Annotated in this window: 17 protein-coding genes and 1 pseudogene; 9 read left to right on the top strand and 9 right to left on the bottom strand. The window is 73.1% G+C overall.

Annotated features, from left to right (window positions below):
- Positions 1-54: 54 nt before the first annotated feature.
- On the bottom strand, positions 55-606 hold the full coding sequence (locus IE242_RS26275) for an FHA domain-containing protein (protein ID WP_189863425.1): 552 nt from the start codon (positions 604-606) through the stop codon (positions 55-57).
- Between the two features lie 169 nt (positions 607-775).
- On the opposite strand from IE242_RS26275, the gene treZ reads away from it, so the two are divergent.
- Positions 776-2,521, top strand: a complete 1,746-nt coding sequence (gene treZ, locus IE242_RS26270) for a malto-oligosyltrehalose trehalohydrolase (protein ID WP_189863423.1) — start codon at positions 776-778, stop codon at positions 2,519-2,521.
- Positions 2,522-2,600: 79 nt separating this feature from the next.
- Here the strand turns inward: treZ and IE242_RS26265 are convergent, their stop codons facing one another.
- From IE242_RS26265 to IE242_RS26235, 7 genes and pseudogenes are all read right to left on the bottom strand, one after another.
- Positions 2,601-3,512, bottom strand: coding sequence for an aminoglycoside phosphotransferase family protein (locus IE242_RS26265; RefSeq protein ID WP_189863421.1), 912 nt, complete (start codon positions 3,510-3,512; stop codon positions 2,601-2,603).
- Between the two features lie 119 nt (positions 3,513-3,631).
- Positions 3,632-4,756 carry a M24 family metallopeptidase gene (locus IE242_RS26260; protein ID WP_189863419.1) on the bottom strand — a complete coding sequence of 375 codons (1,125 nt, stop codon included), beginning with the start codon at positions 4,754-4,756 and terminating at the stop codon, positions 3,632-3,634.
- Between the two features lie 117 nt (positions 4,757-4,873).
- On the bottom strand, positions 4,874-6,754 hold the full coding sequence (gene phsA, locus IE242_RS26255) for an O-aminophenol oxidase PhsA (protein WP_189863499.1): 1,881 nt from the start codon (positions 6,752-6,754) through the stop codon (positions 4,874-4,876).
- Positions 6,755-6,870: 116 nt separating this feature from the next.
- Entirely contained in the window at positions 6,871-9,123 is a 2,253-nt protein-coding gene (gene cyc2, locus IE242_RS26250; RefSeq protein ID WP_189863417.1) for a germacradienol/geosmin synthase Cyc2, read from the bottom strand.
- A 164-nt stretch (positions 9,124-9,287) separates the two neighbouring features.
- Positions 9,288-10,457 (bottom strand): damage-control phosphatase ARMT1 family protein, encoded by a 1,170-nt coding sequence (locus IE242_RS26245; protein WP_189863416.1) that lies wholly within the window; start codon positions 10,455-10,457, stop codon positions 9,288-9,290.
- The gene (locus IE242_RS26240) at positions 10,450-11,025 is read right to left on the bottom strand and encodes a hypothetical protein (protein ID WP_189863414.1); all 576 of its coding nucleotides are present in this window, start codon (positions 11,023-11,025) and stop codon (positions 10,450-10,452) included. The genes IE242_RS26245 and IE242_RS26240 overlap by 8 nt, the downstream gene beginning before the upstream one ends.
- A 65-nt stretch (positions 11,026-11,090) precedes the next feature.
- Positions 11,091-12,539, bottom strand: a pseudogene (locus IE242_RS26235) (S8 family peptidase); the annotation flags it as partial.
- 401 nt (positions 12,540-12,940) lie between these two features.
- Here IE242_RS26235 and IE242_RS26230 point away from each other — a divergent pair.
- On the top strand, positions 12,941-14,194 hold the full coding sequence (locus IE242_RS26230) for a cytochrome P450 family protein (RefSeq protein ID WP_189863412.1): 1,254 nt from the start codon (positions 12,941-12,943) through the stop codon (positions 14,192-14,194).
- 75 nt (positions 14,195-14,269) lie between these two features.
- On the opposite strand, the gene IE242_RS26225 is transcribed toward IE242_RS26230, so the two are convergent.
- Positions 14,270-15,301, bottom strand: coding sequence for a GAF domain-containing protein (locus IE242_RS26225; RefSeq protein ID WP_189863410.1), 1,032 nt, complete (start codon positions 15,299-15,301; stop codon positions 14,270-14,272).
- A gap of 661 nt (positions 15,302-15,962) precedes the next feature.
- Between IE242_RS26225 and IE242_RS26220 the strand changes: the two genes are divergently transcribed.
- The 7 genes from IE242_RS26220 to IE242_RS26190 all read left to right on the top strand — a co-directional run bounded on the left by IE242_RS26220 (position 15,963) and on the right by IE242_RS26190 (position 25,380).
- Positions 15,963-17,900 (top strand): beta-ketoacyl synthase N-terminal-like domain-containing protein, encoded by a 1,938-nt coding sequence (locus IE242_RS26220; RefSeq protein ID WP_229859458.1) that lies wholly within the window; start codon positions 15,963-15,965, stop codon positions 17,898-17,900.
- On the top strand, positions 17,897-19,486 hold the full coding sequence (locus tag IE242_RS26215) for an amino acid adenylation domain-containing protein (protein WP_229859457.1): 1,590 nt from the start codon (positions 17,897-17,899) through the stop codon (positions 19,484-19,486). Before IE242_RS26220 ends, IE242_RS26215 begins: the two co-directional genes overlap by 4 nt.
- Before the next feature lie 68 nt (positions 19,487-19,554).
- Complete coding sequence (locus tag IE242_RS26210) at positions 19,555-20,745, top strand: NAD(P)/FAD-dependent oxidoreductase (RefSeq protein ID WP_189863406.1); 1,191 nt, start codon at positions 19,555-19,557, stop codon at positions 20,743-20,745.
- Between the two features lie 193 nt (positions 20,746-20,938).
- A complete protein-coding gene (locus tag IE242_RS26205; RefSeq protein ID WP_189863404.1) occupies positions 20,939-23,911 on the top strand; it encodes a sensor histidine kinase in 2,973 nt (990 codons plus the stop codon).
- Positions 23,912-24,007: 96 nt separating this feature from the next.
- Positions 24,008-24,436, top strand: a complete 429-nt coding sequence (locus IE242_RS26200; RefSeq protein WP_189863402.1) for a roadblock/LC7 domain-containing protein — start codon at positions 24,008-24,010, stop codon at positions 24,434-24,436.
- Positions 24,429-24,803 (top strand): DUF742 domain-containing protein, encoded by a 375-nt coding sequence (locus IE242_RS26195; RefSeq protein WP_189863400.1) that lies wholly within the window; start codon positions 24,429-24,431, stop codon positions 24,801-24,803. The genes IE242_RS26200 and IE242_RS26195 overlap by 8 nt, the downstream gene beginning before the upstream one ends.
- A complete protein-coding gene (locus IE242_RS26190; RefSeq protein WP_189863398.1) occupies positions 24,784-25,380 on the top strand; it encodes a GTP-binding protein in 597 nt (198 codons plus the stop codon). The genes IE242_RS26195 and IE242_RS26190 overlap by 20 nt, the downstream gene beginning before the upstream one ends.
- The last annotated feature ends 5 nt before the right edge of the window (positions 25,381-25,385 follow it).

The following is a 25,385-nucleotide window of genomic DNA, read 5'->3' as shown; positions in this document are numbered from 1 at the left end:
AACACCGTGGAGAGCACGAGCACGGACGGCGGCATGCCCCTCCACGGCGGCCCCTCACTCCGACGCCAGCCGGAACGCCATGCGCCCGAAGCCCACCTGGTCACCGGCGCGGACCACGGCCGCGCCGATGACGCGCCGTCCGTTGACGGTCGTGCCGTTGGTGGAGCCGAGGTCGCGCAGCACCCACAGCCCGCCCTGGCGGCTCAGTTCGGCGTGCACGCGGGAGACGGTCTCGTGGCTGAGCCGCAGCCCGTTGACGGGGTCGCGGCCTATGCGCAGCGGATGCCCGCCGCCCGCCTGGGGCAGCAGCAGCTTGGGCAGCCGCTCGGCGCGCCAGGCCCGGCGCAGCCGCACGGTGAAGCCGGAGACCGCCTCGACCGTGCCGAACACCAGCCGGGACAAGCGGCTCTCGGTGGGCAGGTCGGCGGTGAGCGCGGCCAGCTCGTCGGCGCGGCGGGCGCTGAGCGCGAGCTCCATGCGCCGGACGAACGTGTCGTGCGAGAGACGTCCCAGGGCGACGCCCTCACGGAGCGCCTTCAGCGCCCGGTCGCGCTCCGCGTCGGACAGCCGCGCGGGGTACGTGTGGAACTCGAAGGACGACGTCACGCGGCGATTGTCGGTCAGTGCGGGCCCGGGTGTCCAGAAAACGGGACGCCGGCCGTTCCGGTCACGGAGGCACCCGCCGGGCAAACGGGCCGAATCGCCAGCGAACTGATCGTGTGTGGCGCACCATGGACGGGCTACGTCACGAAGAGCAGCCGAAGGGGAACCGTCCGTGCAGTTCGAGGTGTGGGCACCGCTGGCCGACCGGGTGACGCTCCATTGCGCGGACGTCACGCGCGCGTTGGAGCGCGATACGAGGCGTTCGGGTTGGTGGACGGGGGAGGCGGAGGCGACGGACGGGACGCGGTACGGCTTCGCGCTCGACGACGGTCCCGTACTGCCCGATCCGCGCTCCCGGCGCCAGCCGGACGGCCCGGACGGCCTGAGTGCGGTGGTCGACCACGAGCGGTACGCGTGGCGCGTGCCGTGGGCGGGACGCGGACTGCCCGGCGCGGTGCTGTACGAACTGCACGTGGGCACCTACACGCGCGAGGGCACCCTCGACGCGGCCGCGGAGCGGCTCGGGCACCTCGTCGATCTGGGCGTCACGCATGTCGAGTTGATGCCCCTGTGCCCCTTCCCCGGGACGCACGGCTGGGGGTACGAGGGGGTCTCCCTGTGGGCCGTGCACGAGCCGTACGGCGGGCCCGAGGCACTGAAACGCTTCGTCGACCGGGCGCACGAGGTGGGCCTGGGCGTGGTCCTCGACGTGGTGCACAACCACCTGGGCCCGTCCGGCAACTACCTGCCCGCGTTCGGGCCGTACTTCACGGACCGGCACCACACGCCCTGGGGCGTCGCCGTCAACCTGGACGCGCCCGGCTCGGACGAGGTCCGTGCGTACTTCGCCGGCAGCGCGCTGGCGTGGCTGCGCGACTACCGGCTGGACGGGCTGCGCCTGGACGCGGTGCACGCGCTGAGGGACACGCGCGCGTGCCACTTCCTGGAGGAGCTGTCGTCGGCCGTGGACGCGCTCGCCGAGGAGGTGGAGCGGCCCCTGTTCCTGATCGCCGAGTCGGACCTGAACGACCCCCGGCTCATCACCCGGCGCGCCCAGGGCGGCTACGGCCTGCACGCCCAGTGGAACGACGACTTCCACCACGCGCTGCACACCGCGCTCACGGGCGAGTCCCAGGGCTACTACGAGGACTTCGCGCGCGATCCCTTCGCCGCGCTGGCGAAGACGTTCACCGGCGGCTACTTCCACGACGGCACGTACTCGACGTTCCGGGGCCGCGGACACGGCCGCCCGCTGGACCGTACGCGCGTCTCGGCGCACCGGCTGCTCGGCTACACGCAGACCCACGACCAGATCGGCAACCGCGCCCAGGGCGACCGCCTCTCCGCGAGCCTCAGCCCCGGGCTGCTGGCGTGCGGGGCCGCGCTGACGCTCACCTCGCCGTTCACGCCGATGCTGTTCATGGGCGAGGAGTGGGCCGCGGGCACGCCCTGGCAGTTCTTCACCGACCACACCGACCCGGAGCTCGCCGAGGCCGTACGCCGGGGCAGGCGCCGTGAGTTCGCGGAGCACGGGTGGGCCGAGGAGGAGATCCCCGACCCGCAGGACCCGGCGACCCGGGAGCGCTCCTGCCTCGACTGGTCGGAGCCCACCCGCGAGCCCCACGCGCGCGTGCTCGCCTGGTACCGGAAGCTGATCGCGCTCCGCCGCACCCAGCCCGACCTGTCGGACCCGGATCTCGCCGAGGTCAGGGCGGCCCACGACGGGCAGGCCCGCTGGTTCGCCTTCCGCCGCGGCGACATCCGGGTGGCGGTCAACCTGGGCCGGGAGCCCGCCGCGATCCCGCTCGGCGTGCACCGCGCGCGCGTACTGGCTGCCTGGGAGCCCGTGGCGGCCCCGGGCCCGGACGGAGTGCTGCGGCTGCCCGGCGAGTCGTGCGTGGTGCTGACCCAGGAGTGACCAGGAGTGACCAGGAGTGCCCGGGGGTGACCAGGGGTGACCGGGAGGGGCCGCTCGGCCCTCCCCGGCGCGCACCCGCTCACTCCTCCCCCGGCAGCTCCGTGACCCGTTCCAGCAGGATGGGCTCCCAGGCACGGCGCAGCCGGCCGCGCAGCAGGGCAAGCGGGTCGTCGCCGCGGTCCCGGAGACGGTCCGAGAGCCGGACCACCGCGTCGCAGCGGGCCAGCCACAGTCCGCGCAGACAGGGGCGGGCCCCGTACCCGGCGAGCGTGGCGGCACGGACGGCGGCCGGGGAGCCGACGGCGAGGGCGAGGCCCGCGATGTCCTCGGCGGGATCGCCGAGGGCCGCGCCGGACCAGCCGAGGACGCCGCGCACCCGGCCGTCACCGCTCACCAGCAGGTGCCGGCCCTCGAGCCCGTGGTGCACGAGCACGGGTGCGGACCCGGTGAGCCGGTCCGCCGCGAGCGGGGTGAACCGGCCGAACCGGCCGGCGGCGAACTCGTCGGCCTCCTCCAGGTGACCGGCCGCCTTCGCCCCGGCCGTACGCAGCGTCTCCAGGGAGCGGGGCGCGGTACGCGGGACGCCGAGCGCCTCCGCCTGCCGTACGGGCACCTCGCGCAGCCCCGTGAGCAGCCCTGCCAGATCGGCCTCGCCGAGGGCCGAGACCGCGTGCTCCTCTGCGGTGCCGCCGGTCAGCCTGGCGTCGAGGGCGTACGCGAGGCCGGGCGCCCAGTCGCCGTGCGCGACGTTCGCCGGGACGGCCACCGGCAGGTGCGGGCGGACCAGGTCCCGCAGCCGCAGCTCGCGCCGCAGCCGTACAGAGGCCTCGCGGTCGGGGGCGAGGCGCAGCACATGGCGGGTGCCGACCCACCAGGTGCAGTGCCGGCCGTCCTCGGCGACGGGCTGCACATCGGGTCCGTCGCTGTCGCGCAGCAGGGAACGGACCAGTCGGCGGACGGTGTCCGCGGTGGGAGTCGGTGCCTGGGTCATGGTCGTGCCGTCGTCATCCCGGTGTAGGGGAAAGGGGGCTCCTGGGGTCCGGTGCGGTCGGTCCGGCCGTGCACGGCGGGCCCCGGCCGGTCCCGCTCCGTCCCGCCGTGCACGGTCGGTCAGTCGACTATCGCCAGCTCGCGCGAGGTGGTGTTGAGGCGGCGCCCGCCGTCCTCGGTGACGGTCACGATGTCCTCGATACGCACGCCGAAGCGGCCGGGCAGATAGATCCCGGGCTCCACGGAGAAGCACATGCCGGGAACCAGGGGCCGTTCCTCGCCCTCGACCATGTACGGCGGCTCGTGAGTGGTGACGCCGATGCCGTGCCCGGTCCGGTGGACGAAGTACGCGCCGTACCCGGCCTCGTCGATGACCGCGCGGGCGGCCCGGTCGACATCCTGGCAGGCAGCACCCGGCCGGACGGCCCGGAAGCCCTCCTCCTGGGCGGCGCGCACGATGTCGTGTACCCGGCGCTCCTCGGCGTCCGGCTCGCCGACGTGGACGGTACGGGAGGTGTCGGAGCCGTACCCGTCCTTCAGGCCGCCGAAGTCGAGGACCACCATGTCGCCCCGCTCGATGGTCCGCTCGCCTGCCTCGTGGTGCGGGTCGGCGCCGTTGGGCCCCGAGGCGACGATCGTGAAATCGACCTGGGAGTGCCCGAACCGCCGCAGCAGCCCGGCCAGATCGGCGGCGACCTCGGTCTCCCGCCGCCCGGCGAAGCGCACGGTCCTGATCTCCTCGTAGGCGGCGTCGGCGGCCGCGCCCGCGGCGGCCAGGCGGTCCAGCTCCACCGGGTCCTTGACCGCGCGCAGCATGGGCAGGGCGTCGGTGAGGGACACATACGAAGTGTCCGGCAGCCGCCGCTGCAGGCCGAGCAGGTGCATCGCCCAGGCGTTGTCGCTGACGGCGTAGCGGCCGGTGCCGCCGGTACCGCCCAGCAGGGACGCGGCGGCCCGGTACGGGTCCTGGCCGTCGGTCCAGTCACGCAGGGCCAGTGCGGGCGCCGCCCGGGCCGCGTCGGGCGCCTCCAGCTTCGGCACCACCAGCACGGGCTCCTCTCCCGGCCGCAGCACCAGCAGCGTGAGCCGCTCGGTCTCCACCGGCCGGTACCCCGTCAGCCAGACCAGGTCGGGACCCGGCGCGACCAGGATGCCGTCGAGTCCGGCGTCCGCCGCGGCCGACTCCGCGCGCCGCAGACGGGCCGCGTGGTCGGCGGCGGTGAAGGGCGCGGGCGTATCGGTCATCCGTTCCTCCGTGCGTCCGGAGTTCCCCGGAGGGCGCCGGGGACCTACGGGCAGCATCCTGCCCGTAGGCCGCCGCGTACGCGAGCGGGTGGCGCCGTTGTGTCGGCCCTGGCTCGATCAGCTCGTACGGCCGTCGTGTCCCCCGTGGCCGTCGTGACCACCGTGGCCCGCGCCGTGGTCGAACTTCAGTACCTCCGCGGGCAGCACGACGAAGGGCCGCATCATGCCCATGTCCTCGTGCTCCAGCAGATGGCAGTGGTACATGAACCGGCCGTACGCCCCGTCGAACCGGCCCATCAGGCGCACCGTCTGGCTGCCCGGCACCTGGAACACGTCCTTGTTGCCGCGCTCGTTGGGCGCGACGGGGATCCGGGTCTCCGGGTCGAACCTGACGGGTGTCACCGTGCCGCCGATCGCCCGGTCGAAGCCGGAGACGTCGTACGCGTCGCGCCCCAGCAGCTGGAAGTCGGCGAGATGGATGTGCATGGGGTGGAGCACCGGGGCGAGGTTGAGGAAGCTCCACTGTTCGTGGGAGCCCTCGGCGATGGTGAAGCCGAGCCCGTCGTTGAACGTGCGTGCCGTGCGGCGGTACGTCTTCGTGGTGCCGTCCTCGCCGGTCACCTGGATGACGCCGTCCGCGGGGACCTGGATGCCGACCGGGTCGTGCACCTCGGTCATCTCCCAGATCTCCGGGTGCCCGCCGCCGCCCTTGGTGCCGGGCGGGGTGAGGACGATCAGCCGGTGGCCGTGGGGGGTGTCGTGCGTGAGTCGCCGGAAGGAGCCGGAGAGGACCTCCGGCAGCTCGAAGGTGTCCCGTTCGCAGCTCTCGTGGACGCGGAACTCCATCACCTGCGGATAGCGGACGTCGTTCACCGCGTCAGGCACCCCGGGTGCCTGACCCGGACCCTTGTCGACCAGCCGCAGCCGGCGTCCCGCCAGCCTGCGGAAGTCGACGAGCAGGTCGAACCGCTCGGCCGGAGCCGCGCTGAGGACGGGCAGGTCACCGGTGAAGTCGATCGGCACGGGGCGCGGCAGCAGTCCCCCGTCGCTGCCGATCTGGTGGACCACGCCCGGCACCGGGTTGTCGTCCTCGTCGATCAGGACCAGACGGTAGACGCGGGCATTGGAGGCGTTGACGAGCCGGAAGCGGTACCAGGCGTCGTCCACGTCGGCGTACGGCCAGATGCGGCCGTTGACCGTGGTGTACGGGCCGGTGAAGGGCAGGGTGACCGGCTTGCCCGTCTCCGGGTTGCGCTCCTCGACGACGACCGTCTTGTGCAGCAGGCGCCCGTTGAGGCGGCCGTCCTCGTCGGTGTCCAGGTTGCGGTCGGCGAGCAGCAGCGGGATCTCGCGCTTCCCGCGCGGCAGCCGGAGGGCCTCCTCCTCGTCGTCCCGGACGAGGTACGTGCCGTACAGGCCCGCGTAGACGTTCCACCGGGTGATGTTCATGGCGTGGTCGTGGTACCACCAGTGCACCGCCTGGTGGTCGTTCGGGTACTCGGCGAGCTGGGCGTCGCCGGAGCCGACCGCGTTGTCCGTCCAGCCGTCGTTGCCGCCTCCGGTCTGGGCACCGTGGACATGCGTCACCAGCCAGGCGGGAAGCGCCGCCACGTCCTGGTTCGGCACGGCTCCCCCGCGGCCCGGCTCGGTGGTGGCGGGCGGGGTGCCCTGGGCTCGGCGGGGCACCTCGGCGGCGGTGACGGGGAACGGGGCCGTCCTGGGCACGCGGTTGGTCCAGGCGATACGGACGCGCTGTCCGCGGCGCACCTCGATGGTCGGGCCCGGCACCTGTCCGTCGTACCCCCACATCAGGGTCGGCGGAAGCTGCGGGTGGAGCCGCACCCAGGTGGGGCGCACGGCGATCTCGGTGGCGTGCGGTACGTCTCCGGTGGCCGGCCGCAGCAGCGGCGGCACGGGCAGCGGGGCCACGTACGGCGCCAGTTCCCCCGCGGCGGGCGCCCGGTCCCCGGTGGTGCGGTCGGCGGCCCTCTCGATCATGTCGGTCAAGGTCGAACTCCCCCGTGAAGTGTTGCCCGTTCCGTCACTTCGAAGGACTCTGGGAAGCCCTGCCGAAGTTCCCTCAATGCCCCCTCTTGGCCGAAAAGTCTCCTGCCTCACAGCGTCACCGGTTCCGGCAGACCCGCGGAAAGGGGCGCGGGTGCCCGGTCCGGCAGGAAGCCGTGGGTGCGGCGGGCGAGGTGTTCGGGGCGGTAACGGCGGACCTCGCGGTGCCAGTTGAGGATGCCCGCCATCCAGTTCCGCAGCTGGTCCACGTACCCGTCCAGCACGGACCGCGCCTGGGGCGAGAGGCCGAAGTCCGCGCACAGGACGGGCAGTTCGTGCTGCGTCACGTGCTGGAACTGCCGCATGCGCTGGGTCATCAGGTCGTGTACGACGCCGAGCGCGGCCGGGTAGCCGCAGCCGAAGAAGGTCTGCACGACCAGGACGCCGTTGTGGATCTCGCCCTCGTACTCGATCTCCTTCTGGTACGAGAACACGTCGTTGACGAGCATCGCGTAGTCGGCGGCGGCGTTCTCCAGGGACCGGACGGGGCCGCTGCGGTACACCTCCGGCGGGACGGCGGGGCCGTGGCCCGCGCGGCACAGGCTCATGGTGAGGTCCGAGCCGAAGGTGGCGCGGCGCATCTCCAGGTAGTCGACCGGGTCGGGGACGCGGTGCTGGAGCTGGTTGGACAGCTCCCACAGCCAGGCCCGGGTCATCACCTCCACCGACGCCCTCACGGTGCGGCGGGCCTCCCGGGTCATCCCGGCCGTGGTGCGCCGCCAGAGGTCGGTCAGACCGCGTTCCATGGCGTTCGCCGGGAGGAGCGGCTGCTCCGCCTCCCCGACGGGCATGCACGCCGACAGGCGCTCGGTGCACAGCCGGGCCGCGGCGAGGTCGCGCCTGCGGCCGAAGACCAGGGGGTAGTAGTCGTCGCCGTACGTGCCCCAGGTCAGCCACCGGGAGCCGAGGTCGAGCGCCTCCGGGGTGCCGTCGGGGTCGAGGCCCGCCGCGCACAGCGGCAGGTCGGCCGCGTCGAGCCGGTCCTCGTCCCAGACGCCCTCGGCGAGGATGCCCATACGGCGTGCCCACGGCAGGAGTCGCTGCCGCGCCCCGTCGAGCTCAGGGTTCAGCCGGACCTCGAACGGCATGTGGAAGGGCGGCAGCAGGGACGGGCCGACCTTCTGGAACGGTACGTGCGTGTGGGCCCGCAGCCTCCCCCACTGCCCGAAAGGCGTGGGAGGTGCCCCCATGGCGGCGGCCCCGGCGAGCAGGGCGCCCACGTCGGCGCCGCGTCGGCCGAGGCCCGCCCGGAACAGCGGTACCGGACCGGAGAGCACCGCGCCGCCGAGGTCCAGCGGTCCGCGCGCGGAGGCCGCGCCCTCGTTCATGTACCGGCTGGACCGCATGTGCCACTCGTGGCCGCCCGACTGCCAGTCCTGCAGTCCCTTCGTGTAGGCGGCGACGGCGGCGGTCTCGCCGGGGGTGAGCCCCCTCTCCAGCGCCAGCGCGGGGACCTCGGTGAGCGCCGTGTGCTCGAACTGGTGGAGCCGGGAGGTCAGGATGTCGTTGACGGTGTCGGCCGCCTCCTGCGTCGTACAGCCGAAGAAGGTCTCCAGGACGAGGACGCCGTTGCTGAGCTCGCCCTCGTCCTCGACCTCACGCTGGTAGGAGAACAGGTCGTTGCGCAGGTGGACGGCGTCCGCGAACGTCTCCGTCAGCACCCTGAGCGGCCTGGTGCCCGCCACGCGCGCGGGGACCTCGGCCGTCGCGTACTCCACGAGCCCCGCCGACCAGGGGGCGCCGCCCACCTTGCGGCGCATCTCGATGTACTCGACGGGGTTGGCGATCCGCCCCTCGCCGATGTTGGACAGCTCCCACAGCGACTCGTTCAGCAGGTGCTCGGTGGCGACCGCGAACCGGGCGCGCCAGTCCTCCGACATCGCCGGGACCGTGCGCGCCCACAGATCGGCGAGACCCGCCTCGACGGGGTTCTCCGGCTCCGGTACGGGGGTGGCGAGGTCGAGCGGCATGAACAGCGGCAGCCGGTCGAGGTGGGCCTTGCCGCCGGCGCGGTCCTTGGTGCGCTTGTACTTCTCCAGGAAGTGGTCGTCGAAGAAGAACACCCACACGTACCAGTCGGTGATCAGCGAGAGCGCCGGGCCGTCGCAGTCGGGGTGCGTGTACGCGCACAGCAGCCCGTAGTCGTGCGCGTCGAGGTCCGCCTGCTCCCAGACGCCGGAACCCTCCAGCATGCCCATGCCGCGCGCCCAGCCGACGGAGTGGGCGCGGGCCTCGTCCAGATGCGGGTTCAGCCGTGCGGGGTACGGCAGGTAGAAGTGCGGGAGGCGGAACGGCTGTGTCATGGCCGGGCCCTACCCGAGTCCTTCCGGGCGCATCCGGGCGGCGGGACATGGTCACACCATCGCGTGAATCGGGGGCGGTGGCGGAACTCCCCGTCACGCCGTACCGGCGCCCGCGCGGCTCCGCCCTTGCCGCTCCCGCACCCCCGCCCCCGCCCCCGCCCCCGCTACGACCGGACCTGGATCAGCGCATGCGTTCCGCTCGTCCGCCAGCGCCACTGTCCCTCCGCCGCGACGAGACGGGCCTCCGTTTCCGGGGCGAGACCGGTGATCACGTCCGACTTGAGGGTGCGCAGCGCGGCGACCGGGCCGGGGAAGTACGCCGTGACGTCCGCGAACGGTGTGGTCGGCGGCCACATGCGGTCGCCCACCAGCCGGCGGTAGTTGAGATCGCCCTTCAGGACGGTGACGTCCGCGGCCGCGAACTCCGCGCGGAGGTCGTCCGGCATGTCCGCGTACGGCAGCGGGCCGCAGGAGAAGGGGTGGGCGCGCAGGTCGATCCGGCCGTCGGCCATCGCGGACCACAGGCGCCGGCCGTGGTCCGTACCGGCGTCGGTCAGGTGGCGTACGGCGTCGACGACGTCGGCCGTCGTGGCGTCGGAGACGTAGTAGGGGTACGGCTTCACGTGCAGCACGGCCCGTTCGATGTGGCCGTGGCTCAGGAGGTGGTCGACGAGCAGGAGGTCGGGGACGAGTTCGCGGCCCGCGTTGTCGGCGACGAGGACCAGCGTCCCGGCCCCGGTGAGCAACTGCCACAGCGCGTCGCTGTCGTCCGCGACGAGTTCGGCGGCGCTCGCCTCGTCGTCGTCCTTCTGGATGCGGAAGCCCAGGTCGGCGCGGTTGCCCCAGAGCGAGCCGTGGAGCAGGGCCGTGCGCTGCTCCTCGAGGGGCAGGGCGGCGAGCCGGTCCAGGGCGGAGATCTCCTCCCGGGCCTCCGGACCGGCGAGCTCGGCGAGCTTGAAGGGGCGGAACGGGTCGACGCCCTGCCACGGGGCGGACCACGGGCGGGATCCGAAGTGACCGACGGCGTGCAGGAGCCGGCGGTAGAAGTAGCTCTCGGACCAGAGGAAGGGCACCTCGAACCAGGTGCGGCCGGCGTACTCGTCCACGCCCCACGCCTCCCACCAGGCGTCGCCGTCCAGGGCCTCGATCACGCCCTCGGTGGCGCTCTTCAGCAGCGCGTCCAGCGCGCGGTGCTGTGCGGGGCCGTACGGGAAGGCGTCGCGCACCCTGCGGATGAGCGCGGGGTGGCGTTCGGCCAGCACACTGTGCGGGAAGGATTCCGGGTCGGAGCTGGTGATCACGGGGGCTTCGGGCACGTCGGCGGTGTCAGGCATGGTCCGATACTCCACCCGGCCGGGAGGGGTGGGCGGGAGGCAGGGCCACGTCCCTGACCCGCTTGTCGAGCCGCTTGCCGTAACCGGCCTCGGTCCACACGTACTTCTGGAACTGCTCGGGCGTCAGCGGGTGGGGCCAGGGCGAACCGGCCGGGAAGAACACCGCCCCGCACCCGGAGCAGCAGGAGGCCGAGCGCCACAGCGCGTCGGCGCGTGACTCCCCCGCCGCGACCACGCGCCGCTCACGGATCTCGTCGAAGATGACGTAGATCGTGCCGAGGAACAGCAGCACCGCCAGCACCGAGCCGCCGATCGTGTAGAGCTGCTTGTCCTTCTGGATGCCCTCATAGGCGAGGGCGCCGCCCACGGCGGTCAGCAGCAGCCCCTCGACGGTGTGCGTGAAGGTGTCGAACCGGGAGGTGACGCCCGGTTGTCTCGCCAGCCGGTCGGACAGGCGGCTGCGTACGGACTCCTGGTCGGCGCAGGTGTCCGGCACGGTACGCACCGCGGATCCACCACAGCCGGGACAGGTCGTTCCCCAGGCCCCCGGGGCCACTTCGCTCTCCATGCGCCTACGCTAACGGCCGGCCGGTGCGCGCTCGCACCGGCCGGCCGTTCGTCGCGGGCGGACTAGCCGCGCACCGCCTGCACGGTCTTCGCGGCGTCCGCGAGGCCGGCGCCGCAGCCGCCCGAGCAGGTGCCGGGCAGGGCGCGGGCGTTCGCCTTGACCGCCGCCTCGATCTGGGCCGGGGTCAGCGTGGGCTTCGCCGACTTCATCAGCGCGACCAGGCCCGCGATGTGCGGGGCGGCCATGCTGGTGCCCTGGTAGTACGCGTAGTTCTCGGTCGAGGGGGTCTTCGTGCCGGAGTTCAGCGTGGACAGGATGCCGTTGGCCGAGCCCGTGCTGGTCTGGCCGCCGGGAGCGGCGATGTCGACGACCGAGCCGTAGTTCGAGTACGAGGCGCGGGCGCCGCTGCGGTTGGTCGCGGCGACCGTGATGACGTTGGAGCAGCTCGCCGGGGAGAAGTTCGCGGCGTTGGCGTTGCTGTTGCCCGCGGCGACGACGACGGTGGTGCCGCGGTTCACGGCCGCGTTGATGGCGCTCTGCGTGGCCGTCGTGCACGAACCGGAGCCGCCCAGGCTCATGTTGATGACCTTGGCGACGTTGGTGTTGGCCGGGACACCGGCGACGCTGCCGCCGGACGCCCAGGTGATGGCGTCGATGATGTCGGAGTCGTAGCCGCCGCACTTGCCGAGGACGCGCAGCGGGGAGACCTTCGCGCCGTACGCGACGCCCGCGACGCCCTTGCCGTTGTTCGTGGCCGCGGCGATGGTGCCCGCGACGTGCGTGCCGTGCCAGGACGAGCCGCTCGCGGGGACGCCGGTGCCGCACTCGCCCGCGCTGGACCAGTCGCCCGGGTCGGCCGGGTTGCTGTCGCGCCCGTTGCCGTCTGCGGAGACGAAGGTGTCGGAGATGAAGTCGTAGCCGGGGACGATGTTCGCGGCGAGGTCGGAGTGGGCGACGTAGCCGGTGTCGATGACGGCGACGGTCACCCCGCTGCCGGTGGAGAGGTCCCAGGCGCCGGGCACGCGCATGCCCGCGGTGGCCTCGAACAGGTCCCACTGCTTGGTGTAGTGCGTGTCGTTCGGGGTGGCCTGCGGTGTGTTGAGGCGGTCCGGTACGACGTAGGCGACCTGCGGGTCGGCCCGGTACTCGGCGATGACGTCGGTGACGTCCTGCTCGGTGAGGCCGTCGCCCAGGCCGACGAGGGCGGCGCCGCTGCCGAGGCGGCGCTCGAAACCGAGGTCCTCGCCGGCCTTGCGGCCCTTGGTCTCGGCGTCGGCGGAGGCAGCCTTGTCCGAGGCGGCCTCGGCGGCGCCCTTCTCGTAGCCGACGATCAGACGCTCGGCGGGGACGGAGGGGGCGGCCTCGGCCGGACCGGCGAGGGCGGGGGCCGGGGTGGGGGCCTGGGCGGCGGCGGCCGTGGTGGTCGCGCCGGCCAGCAGGGCGGCGGAGACAGCGGAGACGGCGGCGACGGATATCAGCTTCCGTCCCGCGGCACGGGAGGGGGAGGTGCGCAAGGGCTTGCCTTTCCTGGCCGGCTCGGCGCGGACGGCGCGGAGCGGCGGTGAATCGCTTCGGCATCGAAGCGGCGGGGGGTACGAAGAAAGGTGGGGCGCGTGGGGCCGGCCTGGTGCGCGAGCGACCCGTTCGGGGTTGCCTGTGGGTTCGCTGTGGAGGGAACGATAGGTGCCGTCCGGCCTGCGCGGATACAGGGAAAACCCTCGATGCGGAGGGGGGAAGTCCCCTGGATGCCCCACAGTCACTCGGTGCCCGGTGGATGCGTGAGGCATCGACGTGCCGCTACTGGCACGGTAAGTTCCCCACACGCAGCGCGTGCCCCGCGAGGCCGCCGGATGGCACCACCGCACCGCAGCGTGATCGGCCGTGAGTACTTCGAGTTCGAGTACGAGGAGGCCCGATGGGACCAGCCGCGGAACCCAGCCCGCTGACGATCGACGCGACCGGCCGTGACATCCACGGCGAGGCCGCCCGGATCCGCGCGAGAGGACCGGCGACCCGCGTCGAGCTCCCGGGCCGGGTCGAGGCGTGGGCGGTCAGCAGTCCCGAGCTGCTCAAGCGGCTGCTCACGGACCCCAGGGTGTCGAAGGACCCCCGGCAGCACTGGACGCGGTTCCGGGAGGGCGGCATCACCCCCGACTGGCCGCTGTTCACCTGGGTCGCCGTGCAGAACATGTTCACCGCGTACGGCGGCGAGCACCGGCGTCTGCGCACCCTGATCTCCGTGGCGTTCACCGCCCGCCGCACGGCCGCGCTGCGGCCCCGGATAACGGAGCTGACCGGTGAACTCCTGGACCGGGTGGCGGAGACCGCGCGCCGTTCCGGGAGCGTGGATCTGCGCGAGGAGTTCTGCTATCCGCTGCCGATCCAGGTGATCGGCGAGCTGTTCGGCGTGCCCGGGCACCTCGCGCCCGAGCTGCGGCGCCTGGTGGACGGCCTGTTCCACACGGCCGCCGACCCGGGCGAGATGAACGCCACGTACGAGCGGATGTACGGCGTCCTCACCGAACTCGTCGCCGCGAAGCGCACGTCCCCCGGCGACGACCTGACCAGCGCGCTGATCGCCGCCCGCGACGAGCGGGGGGACACCCGGCTCAGCGAGGACGAGCTGCTCAACACCCTGGTGCTGTTCATCAGCGCCGGCCACGAGACCACCGTCAACCTCCTGGACAACGCGATCCACGCCCTGCTCACCCACCCGGAACAGCTGACCCACGTACGGGCGGGCCGCGCCTCGTGGGACGACGTGGTCGAGGAGACCCTGCGGCGGGACGCCCCGGTCGCCAGCCTGCCGCTGCGGTACGCCGTCGAGGACCTTCCGCTCGGTGAGCTCGGCGGTCCGGAGGGCGTGGTGATCGGCAAGGGCGAGGCGATCCTCGCCGCGTACGCCGCCGCCGGGCGCGATCCGCGGCGGCACGGCGAGGACGCCGCCCTCTTCGACGTCACCCGCGCCGACAAGGAGCACCTGGCCTTCGGGTACGGCGTGCACCGCTGCCTGGGCGCGCCGCTCGGCCGCCTGGAGGCGGTGATCGCCCTGCCGGCCCTGTTCGAACGGTTCCCCGGCCTCCGCCTGGCCGCGCACGGCGACGACCTGGGACATGTGGAGTCGTTCATCTCCAACGGTCACCGGCGGCTGCCCGTACGCCTCGGCTGATCACCTCGCGGCGGCCGGCCGGGAGGCGGGAGGACCCCCATGCCTCCGCCCCGCCGGCCGGCCGCGGCGCCGCTCCTACACCCGCTGGCCCGGGAACGCCGCCGCGACACCGCCCGAGCCGAGACGCTCGAAGCGCTCCTGGACGTTCGCGGCGAACGCCTGCTGCTCGGCGCCGATGAGGGCCTGTCCCGTGATGTTCATGGCCACGGTGAGGACCCCGCTGATGGGCGCGCCCGGCGAGGTGCGCACCGGGGTGCACAGGAAGCTGAACTCCTGCGGCTGCGGGACGTCGTACGTGCTGATCTGCGCCCGGGGCAGCGTGGCCGCGCGGCCGGTGTGGAAGGCCTCGTCCATCGCGTTGAAGACGCCGATGGACTCCAGGCCGGGCAGCGCCATCCGGCCCGGGCTGAACTGCGGCACCATGCCGAACGCGGCGCCCTGCTTGCCGTTGGCGTAGCGCAGCAGGTGGTTCGGGCCCTCGGTGAGCATGATGGGGAACGGCGCGCCGTCGAACACCGCGAACAGCTCCTGCTGCTGGGCGAGCAGGCTGTCGCGCAGCTTGAAGTCCGCGAGCAGGGTCTCGGTGAGCTCCTGCATGCCCTCGCGGATCTTGCGGTCCCAGACCCGGGGCTTGGTGTCGGCGACGCACACGGTGCCGAGGATCATGCCGGTGTTGTCGCGCAGCGGGGTGCCCAGGTACGAGCGCACGCCCATGTCGTTGACCAGCGGGTTGCCCTTGAAGCGCGGGTAGTCGAAGACGTCGTCCAGGGCGAGCTGGGACCCCTGGGCCACCACGTGGGGGCAGAAGCCGTAGTCGTTGGGCACCTCACGGGCGACGCTGCTGAGGTCGAAGACGATGCCGCCGCCGTCGGGGTCGGCCTTGTCGTCGGGCGACGCGGTGGGCACGTACATGCCGCGGAACATCTGGCGCTCGTCGTTGATGAAGTTGACCATGGCCAGCGGGGTCTGGGTGAAGCTGGCCGCGAGACGGGCGACGCGGTCGAACGTGGCTTCCGCCTCGGAGTTGTTGAGGCCGAGAATCTGCAGTCGCAGCCTGCGCTGCTCACCCTCGAGGCGCGCCTGGTCGGTGGTCGTCAGGGGATCCATGAGGTCGATGAAAGCAGAGAATCGGACTCCGCGGTTCACCCCACCCGTCGAATCCCGTCTCGTTCCGCACGATCTCAACTCCGCGACGGCTGGGCACTCTTGACCCAGTGGTCCCACAAAGCCCCAGGCGACCGCCTCTCCTCTCACATCTCGTCACATCCCTCACACCAGCCCGGTCTCGGAGTCTGTCCAAATATCTACAGGTTTCAACCCGGGGCGATCACTTTTCGCCATTCCTTGATCCGAAAACGAGCGGATCCGATTTTGGGTACGACAATCGTCCGGGGGCTGGTTTTCGACGACTGCGTGTACGGCGCGCCTGTGAGGAAGGTCCTGGGCCGGTGGGCGAAGTGCGGTACGAGCTGCGGGCATCCCGTCGCCGTGTGGTCCGGAACACTCTGGCGCACCGGCCGATTTCACGCCAAGATCCACATTGCGCACAGCGCCGCGACGCGGCACCGGGAGCGGTCGGCCGCCGCTTCGGGCAGCTGCGGGCACCATGCTCGGCCGAGCAGTCACCACCCCGGTACGACGGCGTCCGGGGATTCACCTCACACTCGTAACCCTGTTCCCACCCGCCCCGTTGGCAACCGCGATGACGGGCGGACGTCAAGCGCGCCATCTCACACGCACATCGACGAAGCAGCGAAGGAGAGTTGCGTTGAAGAAGTCGGACGTGGACGCACGGTCGGTCGCGGTGATCGGTATGGCCTGCCGGCTGCCGGGCGCATCCGGAGCCGATGAACTGTGGTCCCTGCTGCGGGACGGGACCGACGCCACCAGCGAGACCCCTCCCGACCGTTATGACGTCGACGCCCTGTACGACTCCCGTCCGGGGCCCGGCAGGCTCGCGAGCCGGCGCGCCGGGTACGTCGCCGACGTCGCCGGCTTCGACGCCGAGTTCTTCGGCATGTCCGCCGGAGAGGCCGTCGAACTCGACCCGCAGCAGCGGCTGCTGCTGATGACGGCCTGGGAGGCGCTGGAGGACGCCGGCCAGCGGCCCGACCTGCTCGCGGGCAGCCGCACCGGGGTCTTCGTGGGCGCCGCCCGCACGGACTACCTGGAGCTGACGCTGCGCCAGGGACCACAGGCGGCGACGGCGGCCCAGCTGCTGAACTTCCGCTCGCTGCTCTCCGCCCGGCTGTCGCACTTCCTCGACCTCCGCGGACCCAGCATTGTCGTGGACACGGCGTGCTCGTCGTCGCTGACCGCCGTGCACCAGGCGGTGCAGAGCATCCGCGCCGGGGAGAGCCCCCTCGCCCTGGCCGCCGGCGTGAACCTCAAGCTGCGCCCGGACGAGGGCCTGGCGATGACCGCGGCCGGCTCCATGTCCGCCGACGGCCGCAGCAGATTCGGCGACGCGAACGCCGACGGGCACGCGCCCGGCGACGCGGTCGGCGTCGTGGTGCTGAAGCCCCTCACCGCCGCCCTCGCCGACGGCGACCGCATCCGCGCCGTCATCCAGGGCAGCGCCGTCGGCAACGACGGCGGCACCAGCGACTCGGTCCTCAACCCCTCCCTCACCGGCCAGCTCGAGGTGCTGCGCTGGGCGTACGAGGACGCCGGCGTCGACCCCGCCGAGGTGGACTACGTGGAGGCGCACGGCTCCGGGTCCCCCGCCCTCGACATGCTGGAACTCACCGCGCTCGGCGAGGTCCTGGGCCGGGGACGGCCCGCCGACCGGCCACTGCTGGTGGGCTCCGTGAAGACCAACGTCGGTCACGCCGAGGCCGCCGGCGGTCTGACCGGGCTGATCAAGGCGGTGCTGTGCCTGGAGCACGGCCAGGTGCCGCCCAGCCTGCACCTGGACACCCCGAGCCCGCGGGTCGACTGGCACCGGCTGCCGGTCGTGGTCCCGCGCGCGCTCCAGGACCTCCCCGACCGGGGCCGGCCGGCCGTCGTCGGCATCTCCGGGCAGGGCTCCTCCGCGCTCAACGCGCATGTGGTGCTGCGCCAGGCCGATCCGCCGACGGTCCGCGTCAAGGCGCTCAAGCCCCGCAGGCCGTATGTGCTCCCGCTGTCCGCCCGCACCCCCGCCGCCCTCACCGCCCTGGCCCGCAGATACGCCGAGTACCTGGGCCCGGGCGGGGCCGGCGCGGCGTACGCGGTGCGGGACATCTGCTTCAGCGCGGCCACCCGCCGGCAGCACCACCCGTACCGGACGGCCGTCGTCGGGGCCACCCACGAGGAGCTGGCCGCGGCGCTCACCGGCACGCTCGTCGGCACGGGGCGCGCCTCGGAGGCCGCCGACCGCTACCGCGCGGGCCTGGACGTGGACTGGGACGCGGAGTTCAAGAAGGGCGGCACCTATGTGCCGCTCCCGCTGTACGCCTGGCAGACCGAGCGGTACTGGCCCGGCGAGGAGCGCTCCGACAACGATGGCGACCTGTCCGCCTGGGTTCTGAGCGAGCACGCCCGCACCGGCTTCGACGACGGCTCCACGCTCACCGAGATAGGCATCGACTCGCTCGCCAGGCTGCGCATCGTCGTCGAGCTGACGAAACGTTCCGGCCGGGAGATAGACCCCGAGGAGTTCGGCCGGCTGCGCACGGTGGGCGAACTGCGCGCGTGGACGAGGACGCTGGGGGCCGCGGCGTGAGCAGCGTGACGCAGCCGCACGACGGCGGGGACGGCGTCCCCGGAAAGCCGCTCGGCCCGGCGGCCACGGGCCTCCCCGGCACCCTGTACGCCTGGTTCGCCCGCTCCGCCGACGAGCTCGGGGACACGGCCGTGGCCCTGGAGATCGGCGAGGAGAGCTACACCTACGCCCGGCTGCGGGACCTCGCGGAGCGGATCGCGGCCCGGCTGGCCGCGTCCGGGGCCGGGGTCCCGCCACGGCGGATCGGGCTGCTGGCGAGCCGGTCGGTGCTCGCGTACGCGGGATACCTGGCGATCCTGCGGGCCGGGGCGACCGTCGTCCCGCTCAACCCGGAGCACCCGGCCGGGCGGACCGCGGACATCGCCGGGGCGGCGGCCCTGGACCTGGTCCTCGCCGACGCACCGGCCACCGGTCTGACGGTCCCTCAGCTCGTCCTCGCCTCCGACGAGCTGGCCGCCCTCCCCGCCGGCCCGCACCCCGACCCGGACCACCCCCGGGCCACCCCCGACGACCTCGCGTACATCATCTTCACCTCCGGCTCCACGGGCGCACCGAAGGGCGTCCCGATCACCCACCGGAACGTCTGCGCCAACATCGGCCACCTCGCCCCCCGGTACGGCATCGGGCCCGGCAGCCGCCTCTCCCAGACCTTCGAGCTCACCTTCGACGCCTCGGTGCACGACCTGTTCGTCGCCTGGGCGGGCGGCGGGACGCTGGTCGTGCCCGCCCGCAGCCAGCTGCTGTCCCCCGTGAAGACGATCAACTCGCTGCGGCTCACCCACTGGTTCTCGGTGCCGTCGCTCATCACCTTCGCCTCCCGGCTCGGCACACTGAAGCCCGGCAGCATGCCGACGCTGCGGTGGAGCGTCTTCGGCGGGGAACCGCTCACCCTGGACGCGGCCCGCGAGTGGCACCGGGCCGCGCCGCAGAGCGGTCTGGAGGTGCTGTACGGCCCGACCGAGCTGACCATCTCCTGCACGGGCTACCGCTTCCCGGCCGACCCCGCCGACTGGCCCACGACCCCGAACGGCACCGCCCCCATCGGCCGCTGCCACCCCACGCTGGACTTCGTGCTGCTGGGCGAGGACGGCCGGCCGTCCGACAGCGGCGAGCTGTGCATGCGCGGCCCGCAGCGCTTCCCCGGCTATCTCGACCCGGCGAACAACCCCGGCCGCTTCGTCGGCCTCGACGGCCCGGGGCGGCCGACCGAGAAGCACTGGTACCGCACGGGGGACCGGGTGGCCCTGCACGAGGGCCAGTTGGTCCATCTCGGCCGCACCGACCACCAGGTGAAGATCAGGGGACACCGGATCGAACTCGGGGAGATCGAGGCCATGCTGCGCGAGCAGGAGAGCGTACGCGACGCCGTCGTGCTGGCCGTGCCCGCGTCCGACGGCGAACCGGAGCTCCAGGCCGTGGTCAGCGGTGCCGGCTGCGCCCCCGACCGGATCTTCGCGGGCCTGGGCGACCGGCTGCCGCCGTACATGCTGCCGCGCCGGATCTCCGTCCGCGACACGCTGCCCCTCAACGCCAACGGCAAGATCGACCGCCGGGCCCTGCTCACGGAACTGACCCGCTCGGGCTGAGCCTCCCGCCGCGCCCCACCCTCACTCTCACCCACCCCCCAGTCCACCACCGCTAGTGAGGCACGCACATGTACGACGCCATCGTGGTCGGGGCGCGCTGCGCCGGGGCCCCCACCGCCATGCTGCTGGCCCGCGCGGGGCACCGGGTCCTCCTGCTCGACAAGGGGGCCTTCGGCTCCGACGTCCTCTCCACGCACCTCGTCCACCAGCCCGGCGTGGCCGCCCTCGCCCGCTGGGGGCTGCTCGACGCCGTGCGCGCCACCGGCTGCCCGCCGCTGGACCGCGTCCGCTACGAGGTGACGGGGACCGACATACGGCTCGACGGGTGCGCCCGGGGCGTCGAGGGACAGCGTGCCGGGTACGCGCCCCGCCGCCACGCCCTGGACCCCGTCCTGGTGCGGGCGGCGGTCGCGGCCGGCGCCGAGTACCGCGAGCGGTGCGCGGTGACCGGCCTGCTGTACGACGACACGGGACGCGTCGTCGGCGTCGAGGGCCGGCACGCCGGGCGGGCCTTCACCGAGCGCGCCCGTCTGGTGATCGGCGCCGACGGCATGCGCTCCACGGTCGCCCACCTCGCCGGGGCGCCGTACACGGTGGAGGACCCTCGGCTGACCTGCGCCTACTACACGTACTGGACGGACGTCCCGGCCACCCTGGAGCTGTACGAGCGGGCCGGTGCCTGGGTCGCGGCGGTCGCCACCAACGACGAGGCGACCCTGGTCCTGGCCTACTTCCCGCAGTCACGCTTCGACGAGGTCCGCGCCGACGCGTTCACCGCGTACCTGGAGCAGATCCGCGCCACCGCGCCGGACCTGTACGAGCGGCTGCGGGGCAGACAGCCGGTCGAGCGGCTGCGCGGCACGGGCGACCAGCAGAACTACTTCCGGCAGGCCACCGGCCCCGGCTGGGTCCTGGTCGGCGACTCCGGACACCACAAGGACTCCATCACCGCACGCGGCATCAGCGATGGTTTCCGCCAAGTGGAATCGCTCGTGGAGCGTCTCGGCACCACCCTCGGAGACGGTCCGGAACGGCTCGATGCGGCCCTCGGGAAGTTCGCCGAGGACCGCGACGCGGCGCTCCTGCCCGGGTACGAGGCCACCCTGTCGGTGGCCCGGCTCCAGCCCCACGAACAGCGGTTGTCCCTGCTCAGAGCGGTGCAGAAGGACCCCGAACTGACCTCGATCTACTTCGACATGGTGGCCGGTATAGGGTCGGCGCGGGCACTGTACACCCCGAAGCTGCTCGCGCTTCTGTGATCACCGTCAACTGGCCGGAATACTTGCCCAGTTGTGGTCAAGCGGATGCTGACGGTGAGCCGTGGGCCTGATACGGTTCACACGCCGCTGACATTTGCCGAGGGCGTGTCAAGGCGGCGCACGCGGGGGATCTCGGGCATGTGCACCACCGCCCCTACCGTCATCAGTGTTTCGCTGTCGTACGAGGAATCAGATGCCAGGCACCCGCGACCGGCGGACACGTCATCGGTCCGCCTCTCGCAAGAATCTCCGGCTGTCGTTCGTCGTGCCGTTCGTCGTGCCCGCGGTCCTCGCCACCGGCGTGTGGGGCTACACGGCGGCCGGACTGATCGACGAGCAGCTGCAGCTGCGGGCCGAGTCGGACCGGGCCTCCTCGGCCGCCGGACCGGCCCAGACCCTCGTCACCCGGCTCCAGGAGGAGCGCCGGGGCACCGCCGTCTGGCAGGCGAACCGCACCGACGCCACCCGCGAGGAGCTGGACGCGGCCCGTGAGCGGACCGACGCCGCCGTCGCCGCGTACCGCACCGCCGCCTCGTCCGCCCTGGACACCGCGATGCTCGGCGACGCGCACAAGAAGCTCGGCCAGGCGCTGGACGACCTCACCGAGCGGCGCGGCGCCGTCGACGACCGGAAGCTGGACGCCGCCGGCGCGTTCGAGTACTTCACCGGCGCCGTCTCCGGGGGCACCGGCGTGATCGCCGCCGCCCTGCGCAGCGACGACGGCGACCTCGCCCGGACCGGCGCCGCCACCACGGCCCTGGTACGGCTCACCGAGATGCTCTCCCGGGAGGACGCGCTGATCTCCGGCGCGCTGCCCGAGGAGGAGATGAGCGGCTCCACCCGCTCCCGGTTCCTCCAGTACCTGGCGGTGCAGCAGGAGCTGCGGGCCGCGCTGACGGCCCGTGACCTGCCCGCGGGCGGGGCCGCCGCCTACGGGGAGATCACCGGCGGAGAGCACTGGACGTCCATCGGCGTGATCGAGGACGCCGTCGCGGGCGCCGGCGGCACCGGGCTGCCCCTCCCCCAGCAGGCGTCCGCCTGGCCGGACGCGGCCGACAGCGTTGTCGGTGACCTGCAGTCGCTGGGTGGCGACTCGGTGACGGGTGCCGCCGGCTCCGCCTCCGACCGCGCCGACGATCTGCTGCTGGGTTCGCTGCTGGGCACCGCCGCCCTGCTCGCCGCCCTCGTCGGCGGTGCGCTGCTGGCGCTGCGCGGCAGACGGACGGCGCTGGACCGCGTCACCGAGCTCCAGCGGCAGGCCGAGGAGCTGTCCGGCGTCCGGCTGCCGCAGCTGCTGGCCCGGATAGAACGGGGCGAGCGGGTCGAGCCGCAGCCCCTCGCCCCCCGGCAGCCCCAGCCGGCCGCCGACGAACTGGAGCGGCTCGGCGCGGCCATCGAGCACCTCGGCACCGTGGCCGCCGACACCGCCGTACGGCAGAACCTCGGCCGCGAGGGCACCGAGAAGGTCTTCGCCCAGCTCATCCGCCGTACCCAGATCCTGATCCACCGCCTCATCTCGCTCCTGGACGACCTGGAGCGCAAGCACGAGGACTCCGACCTGCTGAAGGACATCTTCAAGGTCGACCATCTCGCCACCCGTGTCCGCCGGCACGCCGAGAACCTGGTCATCCTCTCCGGCTCCCCGCCGAGCCGCCGGATGACCGCGCCCGTCTCCATCACCGACGTGATGCGCAGCGCGGTCGCCGAGACCGAGTCGTACACCCGGGTCAAGGTGAAGAACCTGCCCGCGGACCTGCGTCTCGCCCTGACCGGACGGGCCGTCGCCGACGTCACCCACCTGCTCGCCGAGCTCATCGAGAACGGCACCAGCTTCTCCCCGCCGGAAACCCAGGTGTTCATCAGCGCCACCCGGGTGGCCAAGGGTCTCGCCGTCCATGTCGAGGACCACGGCCTCGGCATGCCGGAGGAACTGCGCGACAAGGCCAACCACCTGCTCGCCCACCCGCCCAAGCTCGACATGACCGCGCTGGGCGAGGACCCCCGGCTCGGCCACTTCGTGGTGGCGCGGCTCGCCGAACGGCACAAGATCAAGGTCGAACTGCGCGAGTCCGTGTACGGCGGCACGCTCGTCGTCGTGCTGCTGCCGGCCGAACTGCTGGAGGACATCGAGTCCCCGGTCCTGGACCAGCTGCGGTCGGCTGCCGCGGCGCAGGGCCGGGCCGTGCGGAACCCCGGCGAGCGGACCGGCATCCCGGCGGCCGGGCGGACCGGCTCCACGGCGGCCCCCGTTCCCTCCGCGGTGTCGGACACCGCGCTCGCCGACGCGGGTGCGGCGGCCGGACCGGCGCTCGCGGGCACGGTCGCCGGTGCGGCCCCGCACGGCGCGGGCCTCACGGGCACCACGGTCACCGGTGCGGGCGCCGCCGGCGTGCGCACGGCTCCCCCGGCGCCCGCGGGCGAGGTCCTGACGCATACGCGGACACCGGACTACAGCGGGTTCCCCGACTACGGCGGCGCCGGTCTGCTGCCGCCCGTGTCGGAGCACCCTTCCTCGCGGGACCTGGCCCGGAATTCGGGCGCCGCCGCGTGGGCGGCCCCGCAGGAGCACCCCGCGCACCGCCCGGAGGCGGCACGGCCGACCGGCCGTGCCGCGGCACCGGCTGGTTCGGCGGCCTCGGCTGCTGCCGCGTCGTCGGCCGGCCCGGCTTACCCGGCTGCCGCGCCGTCGCCCGCTGCCCCGGCCTTTCCGTCCGGACCCGCCACCCCGGCCTCTCCGGCCGGCTCGTCGGCGCGACCGGGTCCGCGGACGGCGACCGGTGCGGGCCACGGCGCCGGTTCCGGCACGGGCCATGGCCCGGGTGCCGCCGCGCCGGGCGCGGGAGCGGGCGCCGGTGTCCGGCCGGGCGGCGAGGCCCGCCGGTCCGCCCCGCCCGCGGGCTCCGGCCGGGAGTCGTCCGGTCCCCTGACCACTCCCACGGTCCTGCCGCAGCGGACCCGCGGAGCCAGCCTCGCGCAGCAGCTGCGCAAGGAGGCGGCACACCAGAACGACAGCAACGGCGGGGAGAACGGCCTCTCCCCCGACGCCTCGGCCCGCGCGATGATCGCCATCCAGCAGGGACTGAAGCGGGCCCGGCTCGGCGAGGGCGGCGAGCCGGACGGTACGGACGACCGGAAGGCGCCGCCACGGAACCCCGGCGCTTTCTGACGCGCGCCTGCGGGCGCCCCACGACTCGGCGCACCCCCCGATGCGCCGGTAGACCGGCGCACCCCCGGCGCCGCTGACTGTGAGGAACAATCAGGAATGACTGAGCAGGTACAGACCGGTCCGCAGCTGGACTGGCTCCTGGACGGGCTGGTGGAACGGATTCCGGAAATCCGCTGCGCCGTCGTCCTGTCCGGTGACGGCCTCCTCATCGGCAAGTCGAAGGACATCCGCCGGGACGACGCGGAGCACCTGTCCGCGGTCGGCTCGGGCATGCACAGCCTCGCCCGGGGCGTGGCGCGTCATTTCCACGGCGGAGAGGTCCAGCAGACGGTCATCCAGATGGAGCGGGCGTTCCTCTTCGTCACCGCCGCCGGCCGGGGCGCGCGGCTCGCCGCCATCGCGTCCGAGGAGGTCGACGTCGGGATGATGGCGTTCGAGATGGGCACGCTGGTCAAGCAGGTCGGCAAGTACCTGTCCGCCGCGCCCCGCGTGGAGACCCCGGCCGGTCACGCCCAGGATGCGTGACCCACGGTGGCTCGACGATGAGCAGGCCGGGCGCCATGTCCGGCCGTACGCCATCACCGGCGGCCGGACCCGGCACAGTCAGCACCACTTCACCCTGATCACGCTGATCGTCTCGCGGCACGACCACGAGTACGAACACGATCACTTAGAACCGGAGTCCATGGCGATCCTGGCCATGTGCCGCGACCGCGCGGTGGCGGTGGCCGAGATCGCCGGCCAGCTGGATCTGCCGGTCAGCGTGGTGAAGGTGCTCTGCGGCGACCTGCTCAACGCCGAGCTGATCATTGTCCAGTCCCCGCCCGAGCTGAGCGAGCAGCCGAGCGTGGAACTCATCGAAAGGGTGATGGATGGTATCCGTCAGCTCTGAGCCGGTCATGCCGACCGCCTTGAAGATCCTCATCGCGGGCGGATTCGGCGTCGGCAAGACCACCATGGTCGGTTCGGTGAGCGAGGTGGCGCCGCTGGAGACCGAGGAGCGGATCACCGCGGCCAGCGTCGGCGTGGACGACCTGGCGGGCATCGAGAGGAAGACCTCCACCACGGTCGCCATGGACTTCGGGCGCATCACCATCTCGCCCGAGCTCGTGCTCTACCTCTTCGGCACGCCCGGCCAGGACCGTTTCTGGTTCATGTGGGACGACCTGTCCAGCGGTGCGCTGGGCGCCGTCGTCCTGGCGGACACCCGCCGGCTGGACGCCTCCTTCGCCTCGATCGACTTCTTCGAGGCGCGCGACATCCCCTTCGCCGTGGGCGTCAACTGCTTCGACGGACGCCGTGAGGCGACCGCCGAGCAGGTCCGCCAGGCCCTCGACCTGGACCCGGCCACCCCGGTCGTCCTCTGCGACGTACGCGAACGCGCCTCCAGCAAGGAGGTCCTCCTGGCCGTCCTGGATGCGGCCAGGAGGCAGGCCGAGTCCCGCCTCGCGACGGCGGCGGGCGCCTGACGCCC

Source organism: Streptomyces poonensis, assembly GCF_014650915.1.
Lineage (GTDB): Bacteria > Actinomycetota > Actinomycetes > Streptomycetales > Streptomycetaceae > Streptomyces > Streptomyces poonensis.
This window is presented reverse-complemented; position numbering and strand designations above follow the sequence as displayed.